This is a genomic window from Micromonospora luteifusca, from assembly GCF_016907275.1.
GTDB classification, from domain to species: Bacteria; Actinomycetota; Actinomycetes; order Mycobacteriales; family Micromonosporaceae; genus Micromonospora; species Micromonospora luteifusca.
This window is the reverse complement of record NZ_JAFBBP010000001.1, coordinates 3,188,781-3,213,718: the sequence shown is the minus strand read 5'-3', so window position 1 is coordinate 3,213,718 and position 24,938 is coordinate 3,188,781. Positions and strand designations below refer to the sequence as shown.

Sequence of the window (24,938 nt, the reverse complement as noted above, 5' to 3'; positions counted from 1 at the left end):
TGGCTCGAAACCAGTTGCTTCTCCGGACCCGTTGTTACAGCGTACGGACATGATCAATTCGGTTGGACTGCTTGCGGCCTACGACGAACAGCTTCGAACTGACGCCGAGACGCCGAGCGCGGTCTCAGTCACCCGACACGGGCCACTGCGTCTCGTGACCTTCGCGGGTGGTCGTGGTTTTGTCACGTACCGCGATCTCGGCGGGGCGGACGCCGATACGATTCGTCGGCTCGTCCCAGAGACGCTCGCTCACTATCAGGCAGACCCCGAGATCGAGCGGGTCAAGTGGAAGGCGCGTGGGCACGACCATGCGCCGGGGTTGCACGAGGCGTTGCTAGAGAATGGGTTCACTGCGGATGAGCCTGAGTCGATCATGATTGGCGAGGCGCGGCTGCTAGCCGTTGACGTTCCGCTGCCCGAAGGCGTGACACTGCGTCGGGTCAGCGAGGAGGCGGACGTTCGCGCGATGAGTGCGATGCAAGACGAAGCCTTTGAGAACCCGGTAAGCGATGACATGGCGAATGCCCTCCTGCGCCGCCTGGCCCGCGATGACGGAATGGAGTTGTGGGTTGCAGAGGCGGGGGGACGGATCGTCAGTGCCGGCCGGCTGGAGCCCGTGCCCGGGACCGACTTCGCCGGGATCTGGGGTGGCGCGACCCTTGCGGAGTGGCGCGGCCGTGGGATCTACCGCGCGTTGACCGCGGCGCGGGCCCGCTCAGCACTCCGTATGGGCAAGACACTCATCAACAGCGACTCGACCGAGTACTCGCGCCCGATCCTTGAGCGCTACGGCCTGATCAAGGTGTCGACGACGACGCCCTACAACTGGCAGCGGTGAGCCGCCCTTCTGGTGTTGTCGTCCGGGACTTTGCTGTCTCGTACCAACGGTTGACGGCTGTTGTCGCGCGTCTCGCTGACTTCCTGCCGACTGACGGCCGTCAGGGCTCAGCCCGACGGGCACCCTCGTCCAGCCCCGCTCGCCTCGCCCGGTATGGTCGCGAGCTTGTTCGCACTGCAGGGAGCCCATGAGGTCCGCGTGCGGCCGCCCCGAGAGTTCCCATGCTGAGAGTAGGTTTCGTCAATGGCATGCCGTATCAGTGAGCTCGTGCTCAAGTGCCGCGACCTCGAGGTGCTGGCGCGGTTCTGGTGCGAGGTCCTGGACTTCATAGAGCTCGATCGCGAAGAAGGGGTCTACATCGAGATAGGCCCGCGCGAAGGGTTCGGCGGCCCGCAGCCAACGATCTTCCTCATTCGCAACGACGAGCCGAAGAACGGGCATGCCCGCCTGCACATCGACGTCAACCCCACCGACCGCGATCAGGACGCCGAGCTCGAGCGCCTCCTGGCCGCCGGGGCCAAACTCGTCGACATCGGTCAGCCTGCGGATGCGTCCTGGCACGTCCTCGCCGATCCAGAAGGCAACGAGTTCTGCCTGCTCAAGCGCCGCCTCGACCCACTCTGACGGCCCTTGCCCAAACGATCGACGCAGCCGCCACCCCGCAGCCGCCGACAATATCTGGCGACCCCATCAATAGCCTGGGGGCCGGGTGGATGCCCGACTCGCACGTCCGGTTGGGCGGCACGTCCGTCGCGGATCTCTGAGGGAAGGCCGAGGTTCGGGGCGGAGCCCCTTCGGTTGGCTGGGTACCCGTAACGAACTCGTGGTTGTGGGTGCCTGGACGTAACATGCGCGGAGTGACCAAGGGGACCGCCGACGAGGGCATCTATCCATTCCGTATCGACATGCCCCAAAGCGATCTGGACGATCTGCACGAACGTCTCGACCGCACGCGCTGGCCCGACGAACTGCCGGGTGTGGGTTGGGCGTACGGCGTCCCGCTGGACTACCTCAGGGAGCTCGTGCATTACTGGCGCCACGGGTATGACTGGCGGGCCGCAGAGGCCAAGCTGAACCAATGGCCGCAGTTCGTCACCACGATCGACGGTGCGAACATTCACTTCGCCCACCTCCGGTCGCCCGAACCGGACGCGACTCCACTGCTCATGACGCACGGCTGGCCGGGATCGATTGTCGAGTTCGCCGGAGTCGTCGGCCTGCTCACTGACCCCCGTGCGCACGGCGGCGACCCCGCCGACGCGTTTCACCTGGTGCTCCCGAGCATCCCGGGATTCGGCCTGTCCGGGCCGACGACGCAGACAGGCTGGGAGTTCAAGCGGGTGGCCGCTGCGTTCGCCGTGCTGATGGAACGTCTTGGCTACGAGCGGTATGGGGTGCAGGGCGGTGACTGGGGATCAATCATCTCCCGAGAACTCGGCCGCACCCGAACCGACCAGGTCATCGGCGTGCATCTCAACCTGCTGCCCAACTCATTCCAGGCCCAAGAGCCCGACCGGCACGAGTTGGAGGCTATGAGCCCGAACGAGCGCGAGCGCACGTTGGCCTCCTGGGAACGCATCAAGGCCTGGACCCGCGAGCGTCAGGGATACGCCGACATCCAGGCCACACGGCCACAGACGCTGGCGTACGGCTTGACCGACTCGCCGGTTGGCCAACTGGCCTGGATCGTCGAAAAGTTCAAGGAGTGGACGGACTCCGAGGACCGCCCCGAGGACGCGGTCGATCGCGACCAGATGCTCACAAACGTGATGCTCTACTGGCTGACCGGCACGGCCGGCTCGTCCGCCCGCATCTACTACGAACGCGCGCACGCCGACCACTGGGGCAAGCCCCCCGAACCGTCGACGGCACCAACCGCGCTGGCCGTCTTCCCGCAGGACAACTTCATTCCCCTACGACACATTGCGGACCGCACGAACCACATCGTGCAGTGGACGGAGTACGACCGGGGCGGGCACTTCGCGGCAATGGAGGAACCGGAGCTCCTGGTCGAGGACATGAGGGCGTTCTTCCGGAAACTCCGCGAGGCCACCAACTGACGCGGCCAACGCCACCAAGGGCGATCCATCGCTACGGCCGGTCTGCCCGGCCGTAGCCGGCCGGAGGTCGCCAGCAGGCCGAGGCCAGGCCGGCGCGGCCCGCTTTGCGAGCCGCTTTGATCGGCTGACGCCTCGTGACGTGCAGCGGTTCCTTCCGGGCTGCGGGGCAGGCTCGCACCGGCCAGCATCATCAAGGTGCACGCCGTGCTGCGCGTCGCCCTGGCCGACGCTGAGCGGATGGACCTGGTGCCACGCAACGCGGCCAAGGCAGCCAAGCCTCCGGCCCTCAGTCGGGCCGAGCGGCGTGCTCTGACTCCTGAGGAATGCAAGACGCTTCTGTCGGGTTGGGCCGGGGACCGGTTGGAGCCGCTGCTCGTCCTGGCGCGGGTTCGTCAGGCTGCCTCGGCCATTGATCGCGTGTTGGGCGAGGAGGGGACGGTGTGACTGCTTGGCTGTACTCGGGACCGAGATCAACCGGTGAAAGTGCTGGTGGAGCCCAGGGGACTCGAACCCCTAACCCCTGCCTTGCAAAGATCAAGACTCCTGTCGGTCGGCGTCGGTCACTGCCGCTGACCTGCTCGCCGGGTCGCCTACCGTCGACGCCGGACCGTGTCTGTCGGCGGGCTTGGCTGTACGGATGGCTGGACAGCCGGATAGGGCCTTTCGGCCTAGGAAATCACGGAGGTCGGCCGCCAGTCTGGTCATCTCCTCGCCGGCCTCCACCATGAAGACCATCCGAGCCGACCAAGCATCGTCGGCATACGCCTGCCGGGCACGCCTCAACGTCACGCCGACGGCTACGTGGCCTCGCCCGTCGTGGTGCGCATCGATCTCCATCTCACCTTCAAGCGAACGCCACTCTCGTCCGCCTTCCCATCCCCGCCAGTCGTCTGCCAGAGACTGAAAGAACCACCCAAGAGACTCGTTCTCGGGCGCCCAGCGACCCGCCATCGTGGCGCTCGTCTCCGCCGTCATGCCCTCGTCAGAGATCTCTGACCGCACAGCCCAGATGTAGCCGTCGCCGTACGGGTCGGTTGGAGGGTGCAGTACCCAACTGCAACTCGTTTCGAGCGGTCGCAGCACGAAGGGCTCTTCCATGGTCAACATGATGGTCGAAAGCTGGTGGGTGTCGACGGCAATTACCGCACCGTCAGTTTGGAAGGACGAAGATCATCGCCAGCGAGGACCTGGTGGGCCAGATCAAGGCAAGAGACGTGTGACCGTTCGTGCCCCCGGGTGACCGTGCCGGGTACCGGCTACTGGCACGTGGATGGCACGGCGGCCTACGGGCAACCATGGGCAGCGCCCCCCCCTGGCATACTGCCGGCCGTGAAACTGACCCTTCGCCGTTGGCTCGCAGTAGGACTTCTGGCTGTCGCTTCAATGGCAGTTGCTGTGACGGTCCTCGCGAACGTCGACGGGGTCGGAGGGCTGGCCTGGTGCGAGGGAGATGGGCTGCTATGCATGAGCCCCAAGCGAGGGGGGCACATCTACCTGCGGCCATTGGCCCATCCGCTTCTGGGTATCGCGCTCGCCGCCGGCCTAGGTGCGGCAGCCGCTCACCTCGCTGTTAGGCACCGCGTTTCACGTGTCGCCTCACAGGCAGTCGCGGCGGTCGTAGGTGTCGCAGCCCTGCTTCTCGGTCTGCTCGATTCCCTCGGTCCCCGGTTCGAGGCGTCCAGGGAGGCCGTCGTGGCAGCGTCTCCCGATTTCAGGCTCGTGTCGTATCGATCTCCCGGCTTCTTCAGCTCCGGTAGCGTATTGCTGAGGCTGCAAAGCCGGGAGGGCATTGCCAGCCGCGAGGGTAGCGAGAGTCTGGCCTGCTTCATTGAGGAAAGCTCTGGCGCCGGCCCGGAATGGCTCTTCGGCCGGGCCAGCTTCGTTGACAACGACGAGATCGCGCTGTCCGCCAAGGACGGGACCACCTGGCGAGTTCGCTTCGACAGGAAGGCTCTTTCATCGGTGGAACCTGTCGACAGATGCACCGACGCACCAGATCCGGCAGCTGACTAAGGGCCGCGCTGGTTCTGGCAGTAACACCAACGGCGAGCGATAGAGCGGATCTCCTCGTCGGGCAGTCTCCGATCTTCCGGCCTCCCCGGACGGGGCCAAGGTCGTTCGTCCGGTAGGGCGCTCCACCTTGTCCCCGTCCGGGGAGGCCGGTAGCCCTTGTGGTGCCCGGCGAGGAGATCTGCGGCGGCATCTCTGAGGAGCGTCGGGGTTCGGGGCGGAGCCCCGAGGTCTTCTAGATCCTGGTCGTCCCTCAGCGTGGCCGGCCGGCCCGGCCGATGCCGGCCGGAGGTCGCCAGCAGGCCGGGGCCGGGCCGGCGCGGCCCGCTTGCGGGCCGCCTTGATTCTTAAGAGGTCAATTCGGCAGTGAAACCGGCTCGCCAAGCTGTCCCGTCACGGGACATGCTTGACACTGGCGTCCCACCAGATGCTTGACATGATCGGGGCGCTTTCGGCGAGGACCAGGCTCACCCGGCGATCACCCGGTCCGGCACAATGAGGCCGTGGGAATGAGTGTGGAGGTCTGGGAGTACACCGGTGTCGTCGTAGAGCAACTTACGGACGCGAGCATCGAGTCTCTCTGCTCCTTGGCTGCATCGGAGCCGTCCCGTTACCCGTTGCTCTCCGGAGTCGATCCCTACGACAACACCTGGTTCAACAGCCGCCAGACGGCCAGGCTGGCAATCGAACTTCAGTCGATCATCGAGCGATCCAAGGATGACAGAGTGCGAGCAGCCGGCCAGGCGATACTTCAGCTCGCATCGCTCCTAGAGATCGCGCCTCGACGCCCCCACCACCGACAGCTCCTGTTCAACGGAGACTGACCGCGAAGATTCTGCCGGCCGGCACTAGGCCATCTGGCAAGCATGTGCTGGGACAGATCTGTCAAGCATGTGGTGGGACTAGACAAACCGGCTCGCCAAGCTGAGTGCAGTAGGTCAGGGTGGCGTCGTCGTGGGTCTTGCCACGCGGCCACTTCCTACCTGCGGATCGCTGCCTTCCGCTGCTCGGACTTGCCTGATGACTTCGGCTGGTCCCGACTTAGTGACGAGGGCGAGAACTTCCGGCCAGTCCGCGAGTGCGAAGCGATCCGCGATGCGGCTTGCCCCATCACTGAGCAGGACGGCGCTGGTGAGGCCCTGGATTGGTCGGCTTCCGATGAGGGCTTCGGATGCTGCCTGAGCGTCGCCCGCGGCTACCCAGAAGCCGCCGGGCTGGTTGCGGTGGGCACGCAGAGTTTCGATGTACTCGCGTCGGGCTTGATCGTGCTCCGGCGCGGGCTCGTCAGGCTGCCTCGGCCATTGACCGGATTCTCGGCCAGGAGGAGACGGCGTGACCGGCTTGGCTGTACGGATGGCTGTACTCGGACCGAGATCATCCGAGGAAAGTGCTGGTGGAGCCCAGGGGACTCGAACCCCTAACCCCTGCCTTGCAAAGGCAGTGCTCTGCCAGTTGAGCTAGGGCCCCGCGGGTGGCCGTGGCGTCGATCGCTCGTCGCCGGCCGGAAGTCAGCGCAGGTCGGTCGCGGTGGTCGCCTCGTGCCACAGGGCGCGCTCGTCGTTCGACGCCTTGATCTTGTTGAACACGACGGCGGCCACGCCGACGACGCCAGCCAGAATCAGCAGCTTCTTGAACATGGGGCGACCCCTCAAGCTCGACTACCGTCGGACGACAATGCGGTGGGGCTAGATGGAATCGAACCATCGACCTCAGAGTTATCAGCTCTGCGCTCTAACCGACTGAGCTATAGCCCCGCGTTGCGACGAGCAAGATTAACCCATCCGCTCCGCCGGCCCCAAATCGGGGTCCGGACCATGAGCCGGGCCATCGACGCCCGCAAAACCTATCTGGGTACGGGACGCCGGAGCGACCGCTTTTCACGGTGCCCCGGCGTCCCGGTCGTTCAGTCCCGCTCGGCGAGCGTCAGCTCGATCCCGCCGACCAGGTCGGCGCAGACGTTGTAGACGAACGCTCCCAGCGTGGCCAGCGCGGTGAACAGCACCACGTTGACCAGGCCGATCAGCGCCGAGCTGAGGATCACGCCCTTGGCGGTGATCTGGAAGCCGCTGGTGCCCTGCCCACCGCCGGCGTTGACCAGGTCGCTCAGGCTGTCGTTGACGCTTTGGAACACACCCATCGCGTCCAGCGCCAGGTAGAGCACCGAGGTGGCGACCACCACGACGATGAAGAGCACCACCGAGACGGCGAACGCGAACTTCATCACAGACCACGGGTCGATCCGCTTCAGGTTCAGCCGTGCCCGGCGCGGCCCGCGGGACGCCGCCGAGCTGACCGAGGTCCGCGCCGCGCGTACCGCGTCGCCGACCCGGGCAGCCCCGACGGCGGAGGCGTTGCCGATGCCCGGCGGCAGGCCGCCACCGCTGGCCGGGCGGCCTGCAGCAGAGGTACGCGCCGTGTCCGGCTGCGGCTGGGTCATGCCGGGTGTGATCCGTGGCTGGGTGCCGGTGGCCCCGGTCGACGCCGCCTGGCCGGGTCGGACGTTGATCGGCTGGGTGGTCGCCGGCCGGGCCGAGGGTGCCGCCGCCGCACCCGGAGGCGTGGCGGCAGCAGACGTCGGCGCCTCGGCGGCGGACGCCTCGGTCTTGTCGCCGGTGCCGGCATCATCGCCGGACGGCTCCGGTGGGGGTGTCATGCCCGGGGCCCTCGTGAATTTCGGCGCAGGCGCGTCAGCGGGGACCGTCGCCCGGCCCACGGCCGCGCGGCCGGTCGATGGTGTGCCGCCCTTGGCGGCCTCCTCGTCGACCGGGTTGGCCGAGGTCCCCGTGTTCCCCGACTTCGCCTGTGTCTCCGTCATTCAACTAGTCCTGTTCGTCAGGCTCGTCGGCATTGCGAGCAATCGCCACGATAGTCACGCCGTCCGGGAGGTCCATCAGCTTGACCCCCATTGTGTTCCGGTCACGCGTACGGCGTACAGGCTTCACCGGAGTCCGAATGACACCACCGTTGCTGGTGATCGCGAAGAGCTCGTCGTCCGGATCGATCACCACCGCGCCAACCAGACCACCGCGCCGTTCGGTGATCTTCGCAGTCAACACGCCCTTACCTCCCCGGCCCTGCACCGGGTATTCCTCGATCGGGGTCCGCTTCGCGTATCCCCCGTTCGTGGCCACCAGAACGTCCAGGCCCTCCCGAACGACCTCCATGGCGAGCAGGACGTCGTCGTCCGTGAAGCGCATGCCGATCACGCCCGAGGTTGCCCGCCCCATCGGCCGCAACGCCTCGTCCGAGGCGTTGAACCGGATCGCCTGTGCCTTCTTGGAGACCAGCAGCAGGTCGTTCTCCGGTGCAACCAGCGCAGCACCGACCAGCTCGTCCTCGTCGCGCAGGTTGATCGCGATGATTCCGCCGGAACGGTTGGAGTCGAACTCCTCGAGCCGCGTCTTCTTCACCAGGCCGTTCTTCGTGGCCAGTACCAGATAGGGGGCTACCTGGTAATTCGGGATTTCGATGATCTGCGCGATCTGCTCGTCGGGTTGGAAGGCGAGCAGGTTGGCCACGTGTTGGCCCTTGGCTACCCTACTGGCCTCCGGCAACTCGTACGCCTTGGCCCGGTAGACGCGACCCTTGTTCGTCAGGAACAGGATCCAGTCGTGGGTCGAGCAGACAAAGAAGTGGCTGACGATGTCGTCCTGCCGCAGCGTAGCGCCACTGACGCCCTTACCGCCGCGCCGCTGGGAGCGGTAGAGATCGACCTTGGTCCGCTTGGCGTACCCCGTTCGGGTGATCGTGACGACCACATCCTCGCGGGCGATGAGGTCCTCCATCGAGACCTCGCCGTCGAACGGAATGATCTGCGTGCGCCGGTCGTCGCCCCACTTGGCGACGATCTCGCCGAGCTCCTCCGAGACGATCTTCCGCTGCCGCTCCGGCTTGGCCAGGATGTCCTTGAGATCGGCGATCTCGATCTCAAGCTTGGCCAGGTCGTCCACGATCCGCTGCCGCTCCAACGCGGCGAGGCGGCGCAGCTGCATGTCCAGGATCGCAGTCGCCTGGATCTCGTCGATATCCAGCAACCGGATCAGGCCCTGCCGGGCGTCGTCCACGGTCGGCGAACGCCGGATCAGCGCGATCACTTCGTCCAGCGCGTCCAGCGCCTTACCCAGACCGCGCAGGATGTGCGCCCGCTCCTCGGCCTTGCGCAGCCGGAACGCGGTCCGCCGGCGGATCACGTCGATCTGGTGCTCGACGTAGTACCGGATGAACTGCGCCAGGTTGAGCGTGCGCGGCACCCCGTCGACCAGGGCCAGCATGTTGGCGCCGAAGGTCTCCTGGAGCTGGGTGTGCTTGTAGAGGTTGTTCAGCACGACCTTCGCGACCGCGTCGCGCTTGAGCACCAGCACGATCCGCATGCCGGTACGGCCGGAGGACTCGTCGCGGATGTCGGCGATCCCGGCGAGCTTGCCCTCCTTGATCAGCTCGGCGATGCGCTCGGCGAGGTTGTCCGGGTTGACCTGGTAGGGCAGCTCGCTGACGACCAGGCAGGGGCGGCCCCGCTTGTCCTCCTCGACCTCCACCACGGCCCGCATCCGGATCGAGCCACGGCCCGTGCGGTACGCGTCCTGAATCGCGGTCGTGCCGACGATCAGACCGTGGGTCGGGAAGTCCGGGCCCTTGACGATGCCGAGCAGCGCCTCGAGGGTGGTCTCCTCGTCCTCCTCCGGGTGCTCCAGGCACCACTGCACCGCCGCGCCGATCTCGCGCAGATTGTGCGGCGGGATCTTGGTGGCCATGCCGACCGCGATGCCCTCGGAGCCGTTCACCAGCAGGTTGGGGATCCGCGACGGCAGGATCGTGGGCTCCTTGGCCCGACCGTCGTAGTTGTCCTGCATGTCGACGGTGTCCTCGTCGATGTCCCGCAGCATCTCCATGGCCAGCGGGTCGAGTTTGCACTCGGTGTAGCGCATCGCGGCAGCCGGGTCGTTACCGGGCGAGCCGAAGTTGCCGTTGCCGTCGACCAGCGGGTAGCGCAGCGACCAGGACTGCGCCATCCGGACGAGCGCGTCGTAGATCGCCGAGTCGCCGTGCGGGTGGAACTGACCCATCACGTCACCGACGACACGGGAGCACTTCACGTAGCCGCGGTCCGGCCGGTAGCCGGAGTCGAACATGGCGTAGAGGATCTTGCGGTGGACCGGCTTGAGCCCGTCCCGGACGTCCGGCAGCGCGCGCCCGACGATGACGCTCATCGCGTAGTCGAGGTAGGAGCGCTGCATCTCCACCTCGAGCCCGACCGGCTCGATCCGGTCGTGTGCGACCACGGCGGCGATGGCGTCGGCGGGGACCTCGGGCTCGTTCGGTGTGGACTCGGGAGAATCGGTCACTGTATACCCTTATCAGACTCAGAGTCGTTTTCGTGCTGTGGATAACCGCTGTGGATACCGGCCAAGCTGTGGATAACTCTGTGGACCGCTGGAGCGGCCGAGCGCTGCCCGGCCGCTCCACCGCGGTCCGTCAGATGTCCAGGAATCGCACGTCCTTGGCGTTGCGCTGGATGAACGACCGGCGCGCCTCGACGTCCTCACCCATCAGCACACTGAACAACTCGTCGGCGGTCGCCGCGTCGTCGAGAGTGACCTGACGCAGGGTACGCGTCGCCGGGTTCATCGTGGTTTCCCACAGCTCGGGGTAGTTCATCTCGCCGAGGCCCTTGAAGCGCTGAATGTCGTCCGGCTTGGCGTTCGGCTTCTTCTGCTGGCGCAGCGCGATCAGACCGTCCCGTTCGCGGTCGGAGTACGCGTACTGGGCGTCGTCGCCCTTCTTGTTCCACTTGATCTTGTAGAGAGGCGGGGCGGCCAGGTAGACGTTGCCCATCTCGACCAGTGGACGCATGAAGCGGAACAGCAGGGTGAGCAGCAGCGTCTGGATGTGCTGGCCGTCGACGTCCGCGTCGGCCATCAGCACCACCTTGTGGTACCGCAGCTTCTCCATGTCGAAGTCGTCGTGGATGCCGGTGCCCAGGGCGGTGATCAGCGCCTGGACCTCGTTGTTCTTCAGCACCCGGTCGATCCGGGCCTTCTCCACGTTGAGGATCTTGCCGCGGATCGGCAGGATCGCCTGGGTCCGCGGGTCGCGGCCCTGCTTGGCCGAACCACCGGCCGAGTCGCCCTCGACGATGAACACCTCGGACTCGCGCGGGTCGGTGGACTGGCAGTCGGCCAGCTTGCCCGGCATCGAGCCGGACTCCAGCAGCGACTTGCGTCGGGCCAGCTTGCGCGCCTGCTGCGCCGCGATCCGGGCCCGAGCCGCCTGCGACGCCTTCGTGATGATCATCTTGGCCTCGGCCGGATTGCGGTCGAACCAGTCGACCAGCCGGTCGTTGCAGACCCGCTGCACGAAGCTCTTCACCGGGGTGTTGCCGAGCTTGGTCTTGGTCTGGCCCTCGAACTGCGGGTTGGCCAGCTTGACCGAGATGATCGCCGCGAGCCCTTCGCGGATGTCCTCGCCGGAGAGCTTCTCGTCGCCCTTGAGCAGCTTCTTGTCGGTGCCGTACCGGTTTACCACGCTGGTCAGCGCGGACCGGAAGCCCTCCTCGTGGGTGCCGCCCTCGTGGGTGTTGATCGTGTTGGCGAAGGTGTAGACCGACTCGCCGTACGACTCGTTCCACTGCATGGCGATCTCGAGTGACATGCCCTCCTCCTCGGCCTCGAACTCGACCACGGTCTTGTGGATCGGGCTCTTCGAGGCGTTGAGGTGCCGGACGAAGTCCGCGATGCCGCCCTCGTAGAAGAAGGTGACCTCGCGCTGCCGGCCGTCCTCCTCCTCGGCCACCCGCTCGTCGAGCAGGTGGATGCGGAGGGCACGGTTGAGGAAGGCCATCTCCTGCAGGCGCCGGTAGATGGTCTGGAAGTCGAATTCGACGGTCTCGAAGACGTCCGAATCGGGCCAGAAGGAGACGGCCGAGCCGGTGCTGTCGGTGGCCTCGCCCTTGTCCAGTGGGCCGGGCTTGGAGTTGTTGTACTGCTGCCGCCAGACGAAGCCGGACTTGTGGATCTCCACGGCCATCCGGGTGGAGAGCGCGTTCACCACGGAGACGCCGACGCCGTGCAGACCACCGGAGACCGCGTACGCCTTGCCGTCGAACTTGCCACCCGCGTGCAGCACGGTCAGCGCGACCTCGACACCCGGCTTCTTGAGCTTCGGGTGGAGGTCGACCGGGAAACCACGGCCGTTGTCGGTGACCCGGACGCCACCGTCGGCGAGCAGCACCACGTCGATGGTGTCGCAGTATCCAGCCAGCGCCTCGTCGACCGCGTTGTCGACGACCTCCCAGACGAGGTGGTGCAGACCGCGCTCGCCGGTGGACCCGATGTACATACCGGGCCGCTTGCGAACCGCCTCCAGCCCCTCAAGAACGGTGATCGACTCTGCGCCGTACTCCTGCTTGTCCTGCGCTGCCACCCTCGGCCACTTTCTCGCGTCAGCCGCGCCGGTAGGGCGCGGCGGGCGCGGGTTCGGCGGACAGGACGCGACGTCGGCGCGCGGACCGGTGCCGGAGAGCTCCGGACAACGGGTCGAACGCGCCGGTCGCCGCGGTTGCCCGCGGATCGCGATCGGCTCGACCCGACGTGGAGAATGAACTTGGGGCCACCGGCCCCGTCCCTCTCCCGCACCGGGTCTTCGTCTCGCTGTCAATCCTACTGTGCGTGGAGGACAGAACCACCACTCGGCACCCTCAGAGAGGCGGCTGAGAAGTCCGTAGCGGGCAGAACCCCGTTGCCCGCGACTCCCCCCACACGCCAGGCTCCGATCGCACGCGCCGTCCCCGAACGGGTTGACCCGCGGCCGGGCGGGTCGGGGGTCGCGGCCGAAGCGTCCGTGCCGTACGTTTGCGGCGCCCCGGGAACCTGCCTTGATCTTTACCCGCCGGAACCGGGACGATCGACCCGATCGACCCGACACGTGCTCTTTAAGAGGTGACAGATGGGGCTGGACAACGTCGCGGTGCACTGGCCGCGGACCGGCCGCTTCTACGACCCGGTCGCTCCGGCCGAGTTCGTCGACTTCGGCGAGATCGTCGACCTGCCGCGAATCTCCGCGCCCACGGCCGCCCTGGCCGAGCTGATCGCGAAGACCGGCACCATCCGGGCGACCGCGTACACCGAGTTGGTGGACCTGCTCCTCGGCCTCGAAGGTGTGTTGTATGCCACAGACGCCGCCGCCGAGGACGAGGACCCGGTGATCGATCCGGACGGCTGTTCCTGGATCGCCAGCGGCATCGAGAGGTTCGTGGCCGGGCACCGGCCGTTCGGTGAGTCGGTCACGTTCGAGTCGGTGAGCACCGTGTTGCGCTCGCTACTCGGCGACGGCAGGTTGGCCGAGCAGCAGCTGCGGTGGTTGGAGAGCCGACTCGACGCGCTGCGTGACGAGCGCGGCGACCCGCCGCAGTGGAATTTCACCTGCGCCGAGCTGGGCGTGCTGGCGGCGTTCTACCGGCGCTGCGCCGAGCGTGGGTTCGCCGTCTACGCCGACGCCTGAGCCGACGCGTCGGCCTCCGGCGCGGTCTGGTCGCCGCCCGGCCGGTTGGCTGCCGCGATCACCTGCGTGAGCACCGCGTGCAGGTGTTGCAGGTCCTCGACGGGCAGCCCGAGTCGCTGCACGATCGCGGCCGGGATCAGCTCTGCCTGGCCGCGCAGGGCCGCACCGCTGGCGGTGAGGGTGACGGCGAGGCTGCGCTCGTCGCTGGGGTCGCGCTCCCGGCGCAGGTAGCCCGCCGCTTCAAGCCGCTTGAGCAGGGGTGACAGTGTGCCCGGGTCGAGCTGCAACAGGCGGCTGAGATCACGGCCGGACAACGGCGCGTGCTGCCAGAGCGCCAGCATGACCAGGTACTGCGGGTGGGTCAGCCCCATCGGTTCCAGGAGTGGCCGGTAGACAGCCACCACGCTGCGCGCGGCCACCGAAAGGGCGAAGCAGACCTGCTGCTCCAGCGCCAGCGGGTCGACGCCTTCAGGTTGTTCGCTCATCTGTTGCCCTTCCCCAGCACGGTGGCTATCGTACCGATCATTGGTACACAAACCATTGGTGCCCCAAAGGTGCTCGTGCGACGGCGAGAACCGGCGAGGCGACGCGGGGAAGAGGGCGGCAGATGAGCGACGACGGCGCGATCACCAGGGCCCCGGGCGAGGGTGGCCGATTGATGCGTTGGGCCTTCCGGAACCTCGCCGGCCCGGCCGAGGGTGTGCAGGGTGCGGTGCAGGGCGGCTCGGCCGAGGCCCGCGAGGCGTGGAAACGCGACCTGGCCGAGCGCAAGCGCTACACCCGGGAACAGCGCGAACAGAAGCGGGCCGCCCGCGAGGCCGGCCGGCGCAGCTGAGCGAGCCGGCTCAGCCGTACGTGTCGCGTGGGCCCCGACCGCGCACCCGGCGTGGCCCCTTCCCCCAGGAGGGCGCGGCCGGGCCGTGGATGTGCAGCTTGCGCACCACGTTGTGGCCGACCTCGCTGGCGATCTGCTTGAGCAGCGAGCCCGCCAGCAGCCGCAGCTGGGTCGCCCAGGCGGTCGAGCGCGCCTCGACGGTCAGCTCGCCGTTCTCCAGCTTGACCGGGCGACTGTGCTGGGCGACCTCCGCGCCGACGACCCGCTCCCAGGCACCGAACACGGTGGCCTCCGCCGCCGGCTGCTGCCAGCCACGTGCCTTCACCAACCGGTTCAGCACGGCGCTGAGCGGCTGCGGATCGCGCGGGTCAGGGCCCGGGCCGGAGTAGCCACGCAACCGCCGCCCCGAGCCGCCGGCGTCGCCTCCTGCGCCGCCAGGGGTACGCCGGGCGCGAGCCGCCGCCTGCCGCCGGGACAGCGCCGCATCGAGCACCGCACGGGCCAACTCCGGCCCGCTGGCGGCCGCAGCCGCCGCACCGCCCGCCGCTTGCACCCCAGGGGTACGCGCGGCCGCAGCGTCGCCTCCGGCGCTCTCGGGTCGTTTGGAGCGTGGCTCATCCGACACGGCGTACCGTCCCTTCGCCAACCTGGTAGCGGGTGCCGCGCAGAGCCGCCGGCACATCGTCGTCCACCGCACAGGTGACCAGCAGCTGACTCGCCCCGCCGACCAGCTCCGCCAACCGCTCCCGACGGCCGGTGTCCAACTCGGCGAAGACATCGTCGAGCACCAGCACCGGCTCGATGCCGTCGGCGCGCAACAGGTCGTACCCGGCCAGTCGCAGCGCCAGCGCGAACGACCACGACTCGCCGTGGCTGGCGTACCCCTTGGCGGGCAGTGGGCCGAGGGTCAGCGCCAGTTCGTCACGGTGTGGGCCGACCAGGGTGGTGCCCCGTTCGATCTCGGCGGAGCGGGACGCGGCCAGGGCGGCGGTCAGCGCGTCGGCCAGCGCGGCCCGGTCGGTGGTCGGCTCGGCCAGCTCGATCGAGGGCCGGTAGGCGATGCTCGCCGCACCCCGACCGGCAGCCACCGCGTCGTACGCCTTGGCGACGTGCGGGGTGAGGGCGGCGACGAGTTCCAGTCGGCCGGCGAGCAACTCCGCGCCGTGCTGGGCCAGGTGGGTGTCCCAGACGGCGAGGGTGCCGAGATCCCCGCCCCGCGACCCGCCGGTCTTACGCGCCAGGTACGCGGTCCGCAGCAGCGCGTTGCGTTGCTTGACCACCCGCTCGTAGTCGGCCCGCACACCCGCGAACCGGGGCTGTCTGTTGACCAGCAGGTCGTCCAGGTAGCGGCGGCGCTCGGCCGGATCACCCCGGACCAACTCGAGGTCTTCCGGAGCGAAGAGCACGAGTCGCAGAGCGCCGAGCACGTCCCGCGCCCGCCGAGCCGGTGACCGGCCCAGCCGGGCCCGGTTGGCCTTGCCGGGCACGATCTCCAGCTCGACCAGGAGCTCCCGCCCGTCGTGGACCACAGCGCAGCGGATCACCGCGGACGCGGCGCCCATCCGGACCAGCGGCGCATCGGTGGCGACCCGGTGCGAATCCAGGGTCGCCACGTAGCCCAGCGCCTCGACGAGGTTGGTCTTGCCGACGCCGTTGGCGCCGATCAGGACGTTCGCCCCCGGCTGGAGGTCGACGGCCACCCGCTCGTACGAGCGGAAGTCGACCAGTTCCAGCCGGTGAACATACACAGGTTGTGGATACCGCTCAGCGCTTGTGGACGGCGTGGCCGCCGAACTGCTGGCGCAGCGCGGCAACGGCCTTCATGGCGGGCGAGTCGTCCTGCCGCGAGGCGAACCGGGCGAACAGCGAAGCGGTGATGACGTTCAGCGGCACCGCCAGGCGGACCGCCTCGTCGACGGTCCACCGGCCCTCGCCGGTGTCCTCCGTGTAGCCGCTCAGGTCGGCCAGCTCCGGGTCCTCGTCGAGCGCGCGGTCCAACAGGTCGAGCAGCCAGGAACGGACGACGGTGCCCTCCCGCCAGGACTTGATGACCCCCGGCACGTTGGTCACCAGCTCGGAGGCGGCCATCAGCTCGTAGCCCTCGGCGTAGGCGTGCATCAGGCCGTACTCGATGCCGTTGTGCACCATCTTCGAGTAGTGCCCGGCACCGACCGGCCCGGCGTGCACGAAGCCGAACTCGCCCTCCGGCTTGAGAGCGTTGAAGATCGGCATCAGCCGGTCGACGTGCTCCTGAGCACCGCCGACCATCAGGCCGTAGCCGTTCTGCCGGCCCCAGACGCCGCCGGAGACGCCGACGTCGAGGTAGCCGATGCCCAGCTCGTTGAGCCGTTCGGCCCGGGGAGCGTCGTCGCTGAAGCGGGAGTTGCCGCCGTCGATGATGATGTCGCCCTCGCCGAGCACCGCGGCGAGCTCGTCGATGGTGGCGTCGGTGACACCGGCGGGCACCATGACCCAGACCGCACGGGGCGACTCAAGCTTCTCTGCCAGGCCGGCGATGGTCGCAACGTCGCTGATCTGCGCGTTGTGGTCGAAACCGACAACCTCGTGACCAGCGGCACGCAACCGCTCCCGCATGTTGCCGCCCATACGGCCGAGTCCTACAAGGCCGAGCTGCATGTGTTTCTACCTCCGTGGATCTGGGTGTTGCTGGGCGCGATCAGCGGGAAACGCGGATCGGCATGATGAGGTACCGGTACCCCGGAATGACCTCGCCATCCTCGCCGGCGGGAGAGATCACCGCGGGCTTGAAGGCGTCGACGAACGAGAGCACGGCGGTCTGGGACCCCAGGTTGGCCAGGCCGTCGATGAGGTACTGCGGGTTGAACCCGATGGTCAGCGCATCGCCGGTGAAGGTGGCCTCCATCGCCTCGCTGGCCCGCGCCTCCTCGGAACCGCCGGCCTCGACCACCAGGCCGTCGGCGCTGAAGCTGAGCAGCACCGGAGTGGCCCGCTCGGCGACCAGCGCGACCCGCTTGACCACCTCGATCAGGGTGCTCACCGGCACCCGGGCAGCGGCGTTGTGGGTGGCCGGGAAGAGCGAACGCACCGGCGGGTAGTTGGCACCGTCGAGCAGGCGGCTGGTGGTGCGTCGGGTGCCGCCGGCCAGGCCGACCATGCCCTCGCCAGCAGCGCCCTGGGCGAGGGCGAGCGTGACCTCGCCACCCAGCGGGCCGAGGGCCTTGGCGGTGTCGTTCAGGGTGCGGGCCGGCACCAGGGCGTTGATGCTCACCTCGGGGTCGTCCGGCTGCCACTGGATCTCGCGCAGCGCCAGCCGGTAACGGTCGGTGGCGAGCATCGACAGCGTGTTGCCGGAGAGCTCGACGCGGACGCCGGTCATCATCGGCAACGTCTCGTCCCGCCCGGCCGCGATGGCCACCTGGGAGACCGCGGTGGCGAACGCGGCCGCGTCGACCGTGCCGGCGCTCTGCGGCATCTCCGGCAACGCGGGGTAGTCCTCCACCGGCATGGTGGGCAGGGTGAACCGGGCACTGCCGCAGACCAGCTCGAGGTGGGCACCGACCGCGGCGATGTCGACCGGCTTGGCCGGCAACGCCTTGGTGATCTCGGCGAGCAGGCGGCCGGAGACGAGCGCGGCGCCGTCGGCGTCACCCTGCACCTCAACGGTCACCTGGCTGGAGACCTCGTAGTCGAACCCGGAAACCCGCAGGTTGCCGTCGGTGACCCGGAGCATCACCCCGGCGAGCACCGGAACGGATGGCCGGTTGGGCAGGCTCTTCGCGGTCCACGCCACAGCCTCGGCGAGCGCGTCGCGCTCCACTCGGAACTTCATTAATGCCTCCGCGTCGACGTCAGCGACAACTCTCTCATGCCGACCGCTGCCTACCGTCCCGCCCGACCGTGCGGGTACCCATCGCACCTTAGGGCGCGGGGGCATCGGCTGTGCGTCCGACCCCATGGATCGTGTCGGTGCTGACGGGCTGATCCGGCAGCTCTCGGCACGATCCACAGAAAGCCCAACGGTGATGATTGGTTTTTGTTCTCTTAGAAGAGATAACTCATCGTCTTCATCGCACCTGTGCAAACTGTGGAAAACCCGGGTCTGCCCAGCTCAGACAGGTTATCCACCGGTGATTTAGCTGTGGAGAACCGGGGGTACAACCGGCTTGCGTGTCCACAGGCCGATCCGGACGGCCGGTTGTCCACCGTTGTCCACCGGTTGTCCACCGGTAATCCACCGACTTTCTCCCCAAGCCTGTGGATCACGGTGAAGATCACCATTGCCGTCATCCCCAGAACCTTCAACAGCTCGTACACAGGTCGACGGTCATCGGTGGATAACGTGACGGTTGTCCCCAGGCGTCCACAGCTCCGTACACAGGGTTTCTCCACAGCCTGTGGGTAACCGGCGGAGGACGGACCGTAGTTGTCCACCGACGGTGGACAACGAGCTGTGGACAACGATTGGGCGTCGAAGCGGTCACGGCCCCGATGATGTGGTCTAGACCATGTCGAGAGTCCAGCTGAGGACGAGAAAAAGGACGCCCGGCCGGAGATCCGGCCGGGCGTGTCCCGAGCTGTGTGCCGTCGCGACGGCTGGCGTACGCCTCAGCTGTTCTGCTTGATCCGGTTGGTCAGCTCGGCGATCTGGTTGTAGAGCGAGCGGCGCTCGGCCATCTGCTGACGGATCTTCCGGTCGGCGTGCATCACCGTGGTGTGGTCCCGGCCACCGAAGGCCTGCCCGATCCTCGGCAGCGACAGCTCGGTCAACTCCCGACACAGGTACATGGCCACCTGCCGTGCGTTGACCAGCACCCGAGACCTGGACTGACCGCGGAGGTCCTCCAGACTCACTCCGAAATAGTCGGCGGTCGATGCCATGATCTGGTCGGCGTTGATCTCTGGCCCGGCGCCGTCGGGCATGAAGTCCCGGAGCACCTCCTCGGCCAGTGACAGCTCGACGGTCGATCGGGTCAGGCTGGCGAACGCCGTCACCCGGATCAGCGCACCCTCCAGTTCCCGGATCGAGTTCGACACCCGGGAGGCGATGAACTCCAACACGTCCGGCGGGGCGTACATCCGCTCCTGCGCCGCCTTCTTCTGCAGGATCGCGATCCGGGTCTCCAGGTCCGGAGGCTGGATGTCGGCCAGCAACCCCCACTCGAACCGGGTTCGCATCCGGTCCTCGAGAGTGGCGAGCTGGCGCGGCGACCGGTCGGAGGTGATCACGATCTGCTTGTTGGCGTTGTGCAGGGTGTTGAAGGTGTGGAAGAACTCCTCCTGCGTGCGCTCGCGGTTCTCCAGGAACTGGATGTCGTCGATCAGCAGGATGTCGACGTCGCGGTAGCGCCGCTGGAACGCACTGGTCTTGTCGTCCCGGAGCGAGTTGATGAAGTCGTTGGTGAACTCCTCGGTCGACACGTACCGGACCGAGCGGGCGTTGCCGAGCGTCGTGGCGTAGTGCCCGATGGCATGCAGCAGGTGGGTCTTGCCCAGCCCCGAGTGACCGTAGATGAACAGCGGGTTGTACGCCTTCGCCGGTGACTCCGCCACCGCCACGCTCGCCGCGTGTGCGAACCGGTTGGACGAGCCGATGACGAACGTCTCGAACATGTACTTCGGGTTGAGCCGGTTGCCGCCGGTGTCGGCACCGGGCAGCCGGCGGTCGTCGCGGCCACCCGCCCGATGGTCCACCCCGCTGCGACCCGGGCCGCTGTCCGTCCCGTTGTCCCGGGGCAGCGCGCGGATCACGTGCTGGTCGCGCGGCGACGCCGAGTCGTCCCGGTAACGCGGCTCGTAGGGCCGGGTGTCCGGGCCCGGCGGTTCCAGGCGAGCGGTCTGCTCGTCGTAGCCGCGCCGGTCCGGCCCGGGTCGGGACGGCCGCATCGGCTCCGCGAACGCGGCGCTGAACAGCGCCTCCTGCCCGTCTCTGCTGGCCGGGATCAGCCCGGAACGGTGCCCGTCGACGGCCGGCGCGAGCGGCGGACCCGCCGGTGCGGGCGGCCCGCTGGGCTCGGGCGCATGTGCCCCGTGTGACTGCTCCGGGATCAGCGCGTCGGCAACCGGTCGAACACCATGGTCGTCACCGAGTGGTGCGGCGGCCGGGCCCTCGACGTCGAGCGGCCCGGTCTCCGGGGCGCTGCGGTAGACGGTGCCGGCCGGTCGGCCGGCGGCGTCCTCGGCCACCCGAACGGTGACAGCGACCTGGATCGGCCGGCCCAGCCGGCGGGTGAGCGCCTCGGTGATGGCCGGGCGCAGTCGTGACTCGATCACGTCGCGCGTGAACGCGTCCGGCACGGACAGCAGCGCGGTGTCCTCGACGATCGCCCGCAGCCGGGTCAGTCGGAGATAGGCACGCTGCTGAGCGGAGATGATCTCGTCGGCGAGCTCGTCGGTCGCCGCTAACCACACTGCGGCAAGGTCGGTCTTACCGGCCACCGTCGTGCCACCCCCTCGCCTCTGCTGCTCCCGGCCGCCGCTGTCTGACCAGCCGGCCGTCCCGGGCCCGCCGCGTTCGCGGGGTGGAACAACACCCACCCGGACGGTCGACCGGTGGTCATCCACAAGTTATCCACACCCTGTGTGTACCGACCGATTGTGGCCGCCGCCGGACGCGGGTGGGGACCTGCCCCCTGCCTGGCCGGGCGTTGAAGCGGGTTCACCGTGCCGAACGATTCACTACCTTGTCCGGTCTTGCCTGCGCGACGACCGGAGCCTTTCGACGCTCACCGCAATCGGGCACGGTAACAGCGTTGTCCCTGCGCCATCAACCGGCGACGTGGCGACACCGTTGTCGGCATCAGCGAAAACCGCCCTTCGGCCTCGGGCGCGTCCTGTTGTCCGCTACTCGGGGTGTTTGACGGTCATTGCCCCCCTGCGTAGGCTGGAACGGCTGCTTTCTCGCCCTCTGCTAGGGTGATGGGTGCTTGCTGTCCGCGGTCGCATCCCCGCCTCGTCGAGGTCCCGCACCACCGGACAGCACCGATCGGGGGCCACCGTCGAGGTGGCCTGGACCACCCCACGACCCCGGCGATCCCGTCGCGCGGGGCGCGTACGAAAACGGAGAGCCTGACGTGAGCAAGCGCACCTACCAGCCGAACAACCGCCGGCGCGCGAAGACCCACGGCTTCCGGCTGCGCATGCGCACCCGTGCCGGCCGTGCCATCCTCTCGAGCCGTCGCGCCAAGGGTCGCACCACCCTGTCGGCCTGAGCCGACCGGGCCGGTCCAGGGGACGTGGGCAGTCGTGCTGGCCGCCGCGCAGCGACTGCGGCGCAGCACTGACTTCGCCGCAGCGGTTCGTGGTGGCCGACGCGCCGGACGTGGCGCCGTCGTGGTCCACCTGACCGTGCCGGCGGCCATCGACCCCAGCACACCGACCTTGCCGGAGCCGGTGCGGGACAACAGTGCGGAGCAGACATCCGTGCCGTCCCGCGCCGGCTTCGTCGTGTCCAAAGCTGTCGGCAACGCGGTAACCCGCAACCGGGTCCGGCGTCGACTGCGGGCACTGGTCCGGGAGCGGATGACCACCCTGCCGGCCGGCAGCACCCTGGTCGTCCGGGCGCTCCCCGCAGCGGCGCAGGCGTCGTACCCTCGGCTCGCCACCGACCTGGACGCCGCCATCGCGGTCGCTCGGTCGCCCCGCGAGCGGCGATCCCGATGACCGGAACAGAGCAGACCAGCCCACGCCCCTCGACAACCGGTGCCAAGGTGCTGATCGCGCCCATCATCGCGTACCGTCGGTGGATAAGTCCGGCACTGCCGGCCCGCTGTCGGTTCTACCCGTCGTGCAGCGCGTACGCCCAGGAGGCGCTCGCTCAGCACGGCGCGCTCCGGGGAGCCGCGCTGGCGGTCCGGCGGTTGTTGCGCTGCCACCCCTTTCACCCTGGTGGATATGACCCGGTGCCGGAGCCGGGCGGCCGCCGCCGTGCTGATGTGACTGGAGCCCCGAATTGAGTCTGAGTCTCGACTGGATCTACTACGCGATTTCGTGGATCCTGCTGACCTGGCACTCTGCCTGGGACGCCATCGGGGTGCCGGTCGGCGCGGTGATCGGCACCAACTTCGCCTGGATCCTGGCCATCATCTTCCTGGTGGTCACCGTCCGGGTGATCCTGTTCCCGGTCTTCGTCAAGCAGATCAAGTCCCAGCGGGCGATGCAAGCGCTTCAGCCCAAGGTCAAGGAGCTGCAGGAGAAGCACAAGGGTGACCGGGAGACGCTCCAGAAAGAAATGATGGAGCTCTACAAGAAGGAGAAGGCCAACCCGCTGATGGGTTGCCTTCCGATGTTCCTTCAGATCCCGGTCTTCCTCGGTCTCTTCCACGTGCTGCGGCGACTGGACCCGTTCAAGGGCGAAGACAAGAAGACGATCTACGGCTGGTCCGTCGACCAGTTCAACAGCGCTTCGCACGCGAAGCTCTTCACCGCACCGCTGTCAGGCAAGTTCGGCTCCACGGCCGACGAGTTGGCCCGCCTCGGCGCCAACGGCACCACCGTGAAGGTCATCGCCGGTCTCCTGGTTCTGGTCATGATCGGCACCACCTACCTGACCAGCCGTCAGATGATCCTCAAGACCGGCTGGGCGGAAGACCCGCAGCAGCGGATGATCCAGCGACTGATGCTCTACGGCATCCCCGCGTCGCTGCTGATCTCCGGCGCGATCTTCCCGATCGGTGTGATCATCTACTGGGTCACCAACAACCTCTTCACCCTCGGCCAGCAGCAGTGGGTGCTGCGGAAGTTCCCGCCGCCGGTGACCGCCAAGAAGGCCGTGGCCCCCTCCGCCACCCGTAGCCCGGTGCAGCCCGCCAAGTCCGGTGGCCTGTTCGGTCGTGGCAAGTCGGCCCCGCCGGCACCGGTCAAGGCGACCGCCCCCAAGGTTGCCGGGCCGAAGCCGGGTGCCAAGCCGGTGAACAACTCGAAGAAGAGCCGTCCCGCCAAGCGGCAGGGCTGACCTCCAAGGGCCGTCGCCGGGTGACCGGCGGCGGCCCGTTCCGCACCGCGCAGCCGCCGTACGGTCGGCGCCGGGCGGAACCGGCCGCGCATCGCGCGGCCGCGGGCGACACTGCCCGTACAGACGTGCCCGTGGGCACCGGCGACCTCCAGCCGGCCCCGGGAAACCAGTCGGACCCTGCGGTCCGGCCGAGCGAGTACGGAGATGAGACCGTGACCGAGACCAGCATCCCCCGCGCCGAGCAGTCCCTGGACGAGGAGGAGACCGCGACGCTCGCGGTGGACGGCGACGACACCGAAGCCGACGACACCGAGGCCGACGACGATACCGAGACCGCCGCTGGCGGCCGGGTGAAGAAGGCTGTGAGCGAGGGCGACCTGTTCCGGCAGAGCGAGATCGCGGCCGACTACGTCGAAGGGCTGCTCGACATCCTCGACTACGACGGCGACATCGACGAGCTGGTTTCCGCCGGCCGCCCGATGGTCGAGGTGGTCGGCGAGCGGCTGCAGAATCTGGTTGGTCAGCGAGGAGCCACGCTGGAGGCGCTCCAGGAGCTGACCCGCCTCGCCGTTTTCCGGCAGACCGGGACCCCGAGCCGCCTGCTGCTCGACGTCGGCGGCTACCGGACGAACCGCCGCAAGGAACTCGCCGCGGTCGCCAAGAACGCCGTCGAGAAGGTCAAGGAGTACGGCGAGCCGGTCCGACTGGACGCGATGTCCGCGTTCGAGCGCAAGTGCGTGCACGACGTGGTCAACGCCATGTCTGGCGTGGCGAGCGAGTCCGAGGGTGTCGAGCCGAACCGGCGCATCGTCGTACGGCCGGCGGACTGACCGAGTGACCCACGACGACTTCACGGCCGACGCCGTGACGGGCCCGGGCGGCACGCCGCCCGGGCCGTCCGCTGTCCAGCCCGCCACTCCTGACGTCGACGCCGATTCGACTCGGCGCGACACCACCCCGTCGCCGGATGACGCGGCGCTGCCGCCCGAGTTGGCTCCGGCCGCGTTGACCCTCTTCGGCGACCGACTCGATCTGGCCGCCGCGTACGCCGAGCTGTTGGCCACCGACGGGGTCGTCCGCGGTCTGATCGGCCCCCGGGAGGCGCCGCGGATCTGGGATCGGCACCTGCTCAACTGTGCGGCGGTCGCCGAGCGGATCCCGTCCGGCGCCACGGTGCTCGACGTTGGGTCCGGTGCTGGTCTGCCGGGTCTGGTCCTGGCCATCGCACGCCCCGACCTCACGGTCACCCTGATCGAGCCCCTCGCTCGACGTACGTCCTTCCTGATTGAGGTCGTCGAGCGGCTCGGCCTGGCCAAGTCGGTGCGGGTGTTCCGTGGTCGAGCCGACGAGGCGGCCACCGGATCAAGTGGCCGGGAACCGATCAGCGGAGACGTGGTGACTGCTCGCGCGGTCGCGCCGCTGGATCGCCTGGCAGGGTGGAGCCTTCCTCTGGCAGTCCGTGGTGGCCGTCTGCTGGCACTCAAAGGCTCATCCGCCGCAGCTGAGATCGAGGAACACGCTGGGGTGGTGGCGCGACTCGGCGGCGGGGAGCCCTCCGTACTCCTCTGCGGCGTCGGGGTGATCGATCCGCCGACGACCGTCGTGGAGATCGTGCGCGAGAAGATGATCGGCCCCCCGCGGGTGGCGGCCAGCAAGCACTCCCGGAGCGGACGTTCCCGCCGACGTTGACACTTCGCGCCATCGGGCTTCCGGCCGGTGGGTTGCCTCGTTGTACCGGTACGGATGGACGAGGGGATGAGAACCCGA

The 24,938-nt window shown here is 68.3% G+C and carries 25 protein-coding genes and 2 tRNA genes; 14 read left to right on the top strand and 13 right to left on the bottom strand.

The window, feature by feature from the left end:
* Window positions 1-49: 49 nt before the first annotated feature.
* From JOD64_RS14395 to JOD64_RS14380, 4 genes are all read left to right on the top strand, one after another.
* A complete protein-coding gene (locus tag JOD64_RS14395; protein ID WP_204942695.1) occupies window positions 50-838 on the top strand; it encodes a GNAT family N-acetyltransferase in 789 nt (262 codons plus the stop codon).
* A gap of 243 nt (window positions 839-1,081) precedes the next feature.
* Window positions 1,082-1,462, top strand: a complete 381-nt coding sequence (locus tag JOD64_RS14390) for a VOC family protein (RefSeq protein ID WP_204942694.1) — start codon at window positions 1,082-1,084, stop codon at window positions 1,460-1,462.
* Between the two features lie 260 nt (window positions 1,463-1,722).
* Window positions 1,723-2,898, top strand: a complete 1,176-nt coding sequence (locus tag JOD64_RS14385; RefSeq protein WP_204946061.1) for an epoxide hydrolase family protein — start codon at window positions 1,723-1,725, stop codon at window positions 2,896-2,898.
* 195 nt (window positions 2,899-3,093) lie between these two features.
* A complete protein-coding gene (locus JOD64_RS14380) occupies window positions 3,094-3,342 on the top strand; it encodes a hypothetical protein (RefSeq protein ID WP_204942693.1) in 249 nt (82 codons plus the stop codon).
* Between the two features lie 90 nt (window positions 3,343-3,432).
* Here JOD64_RS14380 and JOD64_RS14375 read toward each other — a convergent pair whose 3' ends face one another.
* On the bottom strand, window positions 3,433-3,996 hold the full coding sequence (locus JOD64_RS14375) for a DUF6228 family protein (RefSeq protein WP_204942692.1): 564 nt from the start codon (window positions 3,994-3,996) through the stop codon (window positions 3,433-3,435).
* A 594-nt stretch (window positions 3,997-4,590) separates the two neighbouring features.
* Between JOD64_RS14375 and JOD64_RS14370 the strand changes: the two genes are divergently transcribed.
* Both JOD64_RS14370 and JOD64_RS14365 read left to right on the top strand, forming a co-directional pair.
* On the top strand, window positions 4,591-4,911 hold the full coding sequence (locus tag JOD64_RS14370) for a hypothetical protein (RefSeq protein ID WP_204942691.1): 321 nt from the start codon (window positions 4,591-4,593) through the stop codon (window positions 4,909-4,911).
* A gap of 500 nt (window positions 4,912-5,411) precedes the next feature.
* The gene (locus tag JOD64_RS14365) at window positions 5,412-5,732 is read left to right on the top strand and encodes a hypothetical protein (RefSeq protein ID WP_204942690.1); all 321 of its coding nucleotides are present in this window, start codon (window positions 5,412-5,414) and stop codon (window positions 5,730-5,732) included.
* Window positions 5,733-6,299: 567 nt separating this feature from the next.
* Here JOD64_RS14365 and JOD64_RS14360 read toward each other — a convergent pair.
* The 6 genes from JOD64_RS14360 to gyrB all read right to left on the bottom strand — a co-directional run bounded on the left by JOD64_RS14360 (window position 6,300) and on the right by gyrB (window position 12,327).
* A tRNA-Ala gene (locus tag JOD64_RS14360) sits at window positions 6,300-6,375 on the bottom strand.
* Window positions 6,376-6,416: 41 nt separating this feature from the next.
* Window positions 6,417-6,545 (bottom strand): DLW-39 family protein, encoded by a 129-nt coding sequence (locus JOD64_RS32995; protein ID WP_239559515.1) that lies wholly within the window; start codon window positions 6,543-6,545, stop codon window positions 6,417-6,419.
* A gap of 43 nt (window positions 6,546-6,588) precedes the next feature.
* Window positions 6,589-6,662: transfer RNA gene (locus JOD64_RS14355), tRNA-Ile, on the bottom strand.
* A 149-nt stretch (window positions 6,663-6,811) separates the two neighbouring features.
* A complete protein-coding gene (locus tag JOD64_RS14350; RefSeq protein ID WP_204942689.1) occupies window positions 6,812-7,723 on the bottom strand; it encodes a DUF3566 domain-containing protein in 912 nt (303 codons plus the stop codon).
* Between the two features lie 4 nt (window positions 7,724-7,727).
* A complete protein-coding gene (gene gyrA / locus JOD64_RS14345) occupies window positions 7,728-10,250 on the bottom strand; it encodes a DNA gyrase subunit A (protein ID WP_204942688.1) in 2,523 nt (840 codons plus the stop codon).
* Between the two features lie 130 nt (window positions 10,251-10,380).
* The gene (gene gyrB / locus JOD64_RS14340; protein ID WP_204942687.1) at window positions 10,381-12,327 is read right to left on the bottom strand and encodes a DNA topoisomerase (ATP-hydrolyzing) subunit B; all 1,947 of its coding nucleotides are present in this window, start codon (window positions 12,325-12,327) and stop codon (window positions 10,381-10,383) included.
* A 522-nt stretch (window positions 12,328-12,849) separates the two neighbouring features.
* Between gyrB and JOD64_RS14335 the strand changes: the two genes are divergently transcribed.
* Complete coding sequence (locus JOD64_RS14335) at window positions 12,850-13,404, top strand: hypothetical protein (RefSeq protein ID WP_184180053.1); 555 nt, start codon at window positions 12,850-12,852, stop codon at window positions 13,402-13,404.
* Here the strand turns inward: JOD64_RS14335 and JOD64_RS14330 are convergent.
* A complete protein-coding gene (locus tag JOD64_RS14330) occupies window positions 13,389-13,889 on the bottom strand; it encodes a MarR family winged helix-turn-helix transcriptional regulator (protein ID WP_204942686.1) in 501 nt (166 codons plus the stop codon). The two genes, JOD64_RS14335 and JOD64_RS14330, sit on opposite strands and share 16 nt — an antisense overlap.
* Window positions 13,890-14,011: 122 nt before the next feature.
* Between JOD64_RS14330 and JOD64_RS14325 the strand changes: the two genes are divergently transcribed.
* Complete coding sequence (locus tag JOD64_RS14325; RefSeq protein WP_204942685.1) at window positions 14,012-14,239, top strand: hypothetical protein; 228 nt, start codon at window positions 14,012-14,014, stop codon at window positions 14,237-14,239.
* 10 nt (window positions 14,240-14,249) lie between these two features.
* On the opposite strand, the gene JOD64_RS14320 is transcribed toward JOD64_RS14325, so the two are convergent.
* The 5 genes from JOD64_RS14320 to dnaA all read right to left on the bottom strand — a co-directional run bounded on the left by JOD64_RS14320 (window position 14,250) and on the right by dnaA (window position 20,656).
* Window positions 14,250-14,864: a DciA family protein gene (locus JOD64_RS14320; protein ID WP_372434141.1), complete on the bottom strand. Its 615-nt coding sequence runs from the start codon at window positions 14,862-14,864 to the stop codon at window positions 14,250-14,252.
* Window positions 14,854-15,987: a DNA replication/repair protein RecF gene (recF, locus tag JOD64_RS14315; protein ID WP_184180044.1), complete on the bottom strand. Its 1,134-nt coding sequence runs from the start codon at window positions 15,985-15,987 to the stop codon at window positions 14,854-14,856. The genes JOD64_RS14320 and recF overlap by 11 nt, the downstream gene beginning before the upstream one ends.
* Before the next feature lie 16 nt (window positions 15,988-16,003).
* Entirely contained in the window at window positions 16,004-16,876 is an 873-nt protein-coding gene (gene gnd / locus JOD64_RS14310; protein ID WP_204942684.1) for a phosphogluconate dehydrogenase (NAD(+)-dependent, decarboxylating), read from the bottom strand.
* A gap of 40 nt (window positions 16,877-16,916) precedes the next feature.
* Window positions 16,917-18,050, bottom strand: coding sequence for a DNA polymerase III subunit beta (gene dnaN, locus JOD64_RS14305; RefSeq protein ID WP_110564842.1), 1,134 nt, complete (start codon window positions 18,048-18,050; stop codon window positions 16,917-16,919).
* A 776-nt stretch (window positions 18,051-18,826) separates the two neighbouring features.
* Entirely contained in the window at window positions 18,827-20,656 is a 1,830-nt protein-coding gene (gene dnaA / locus JOD64_RS14300) for a chromosomal replication initiator protein DnaA (RefSeq protein WP_204942683.1), read from the bottom strand.
* Between the two features lie 635 nt (window positions 20,657-21,291).
* Here dnaA and rpmH point away from each other — a divergent pair.
* The 6 genes from rpmH to rsmG all read left to right on the top strand — a co-directional run bounded on the left by rpmH (window position 21,292) and on the right by rsmG (window position 24,860).
* Window positions 21,292-21,429, top strand: coding sequence for a 50S ribosomal protein L34 (gene rpmH, locus JOD64_RS14295; protein ID WP_007453904.1), 138 nt, complete (start codon window positions 21,292-21,294; stop codon window positions 21,427-21,429).
* 34 nt (window positions 21,430-21,463) lie between these two features.
* Window positions 21,464-21,880 (top strand): ribonuclease P protein component, encoded by a 417-nt coding sequence (gene rnpA, locus JOD64_RS14290; protein WP_204942682.1) that lies wholly within the window; start codon window positions 21,464-21,466, stop codon window positions 21,878-21,880.
* Window positions 21,877-22,173, top strand: a complete 297-nt coding sequence (gene yidD, locus JOD64_RS14285) for a membrane protein insertion efficiency factor YidD (RefSeq protein ID WP_204942681.1) — start codon at window positions 21,877-21,879, stop codon at window positions 22,171-22,173. Before rnpA ends, yidD begins: the two co-directional genes overlap by 4 nt.
* 2 nt (window positions 22,174-22,175) lie before the next feature.
* Window positions 22,176-23,171: a membrane protein insertase YidC gene (gene yidC, locus JOD64_RS14280; protein ID WP_204946059.1), complete on the top strand. Its 996-nt coding sequence runs from the start codon at window positions 22,176-22,178 to the stop codon at window positions 23,169-23,171.
* A 212-nt stretch (window positions 23,172-23,383) separates the two neighbouring features.
* Window positions 23,384-24,001 (top strand): Jag family protein, encoded by a 618-nt coding sequence (locus JOD64_RS14275; RefSeq protein WP_204942680.1) that lies wholly within the window; start codon window positions 23,384-23,386, stop codon window positions 23,999-24,001.
* A 4-nt stretch (window positions 24,002-24,005) separates the two neighbouring features.
* Entirely contained in the window at window positions 24,006-24,860 is an 855-nt protein-coding gene (gene rsmG / locus JOD64_RS14270) for a 16S rRNA (guanine(527)-N(7))-methyltransferase RsmG (protein WP_204942679.1), read from the top strand.
* Window positions 24,861-24,938: the final 78 nt, after the last annotated feature.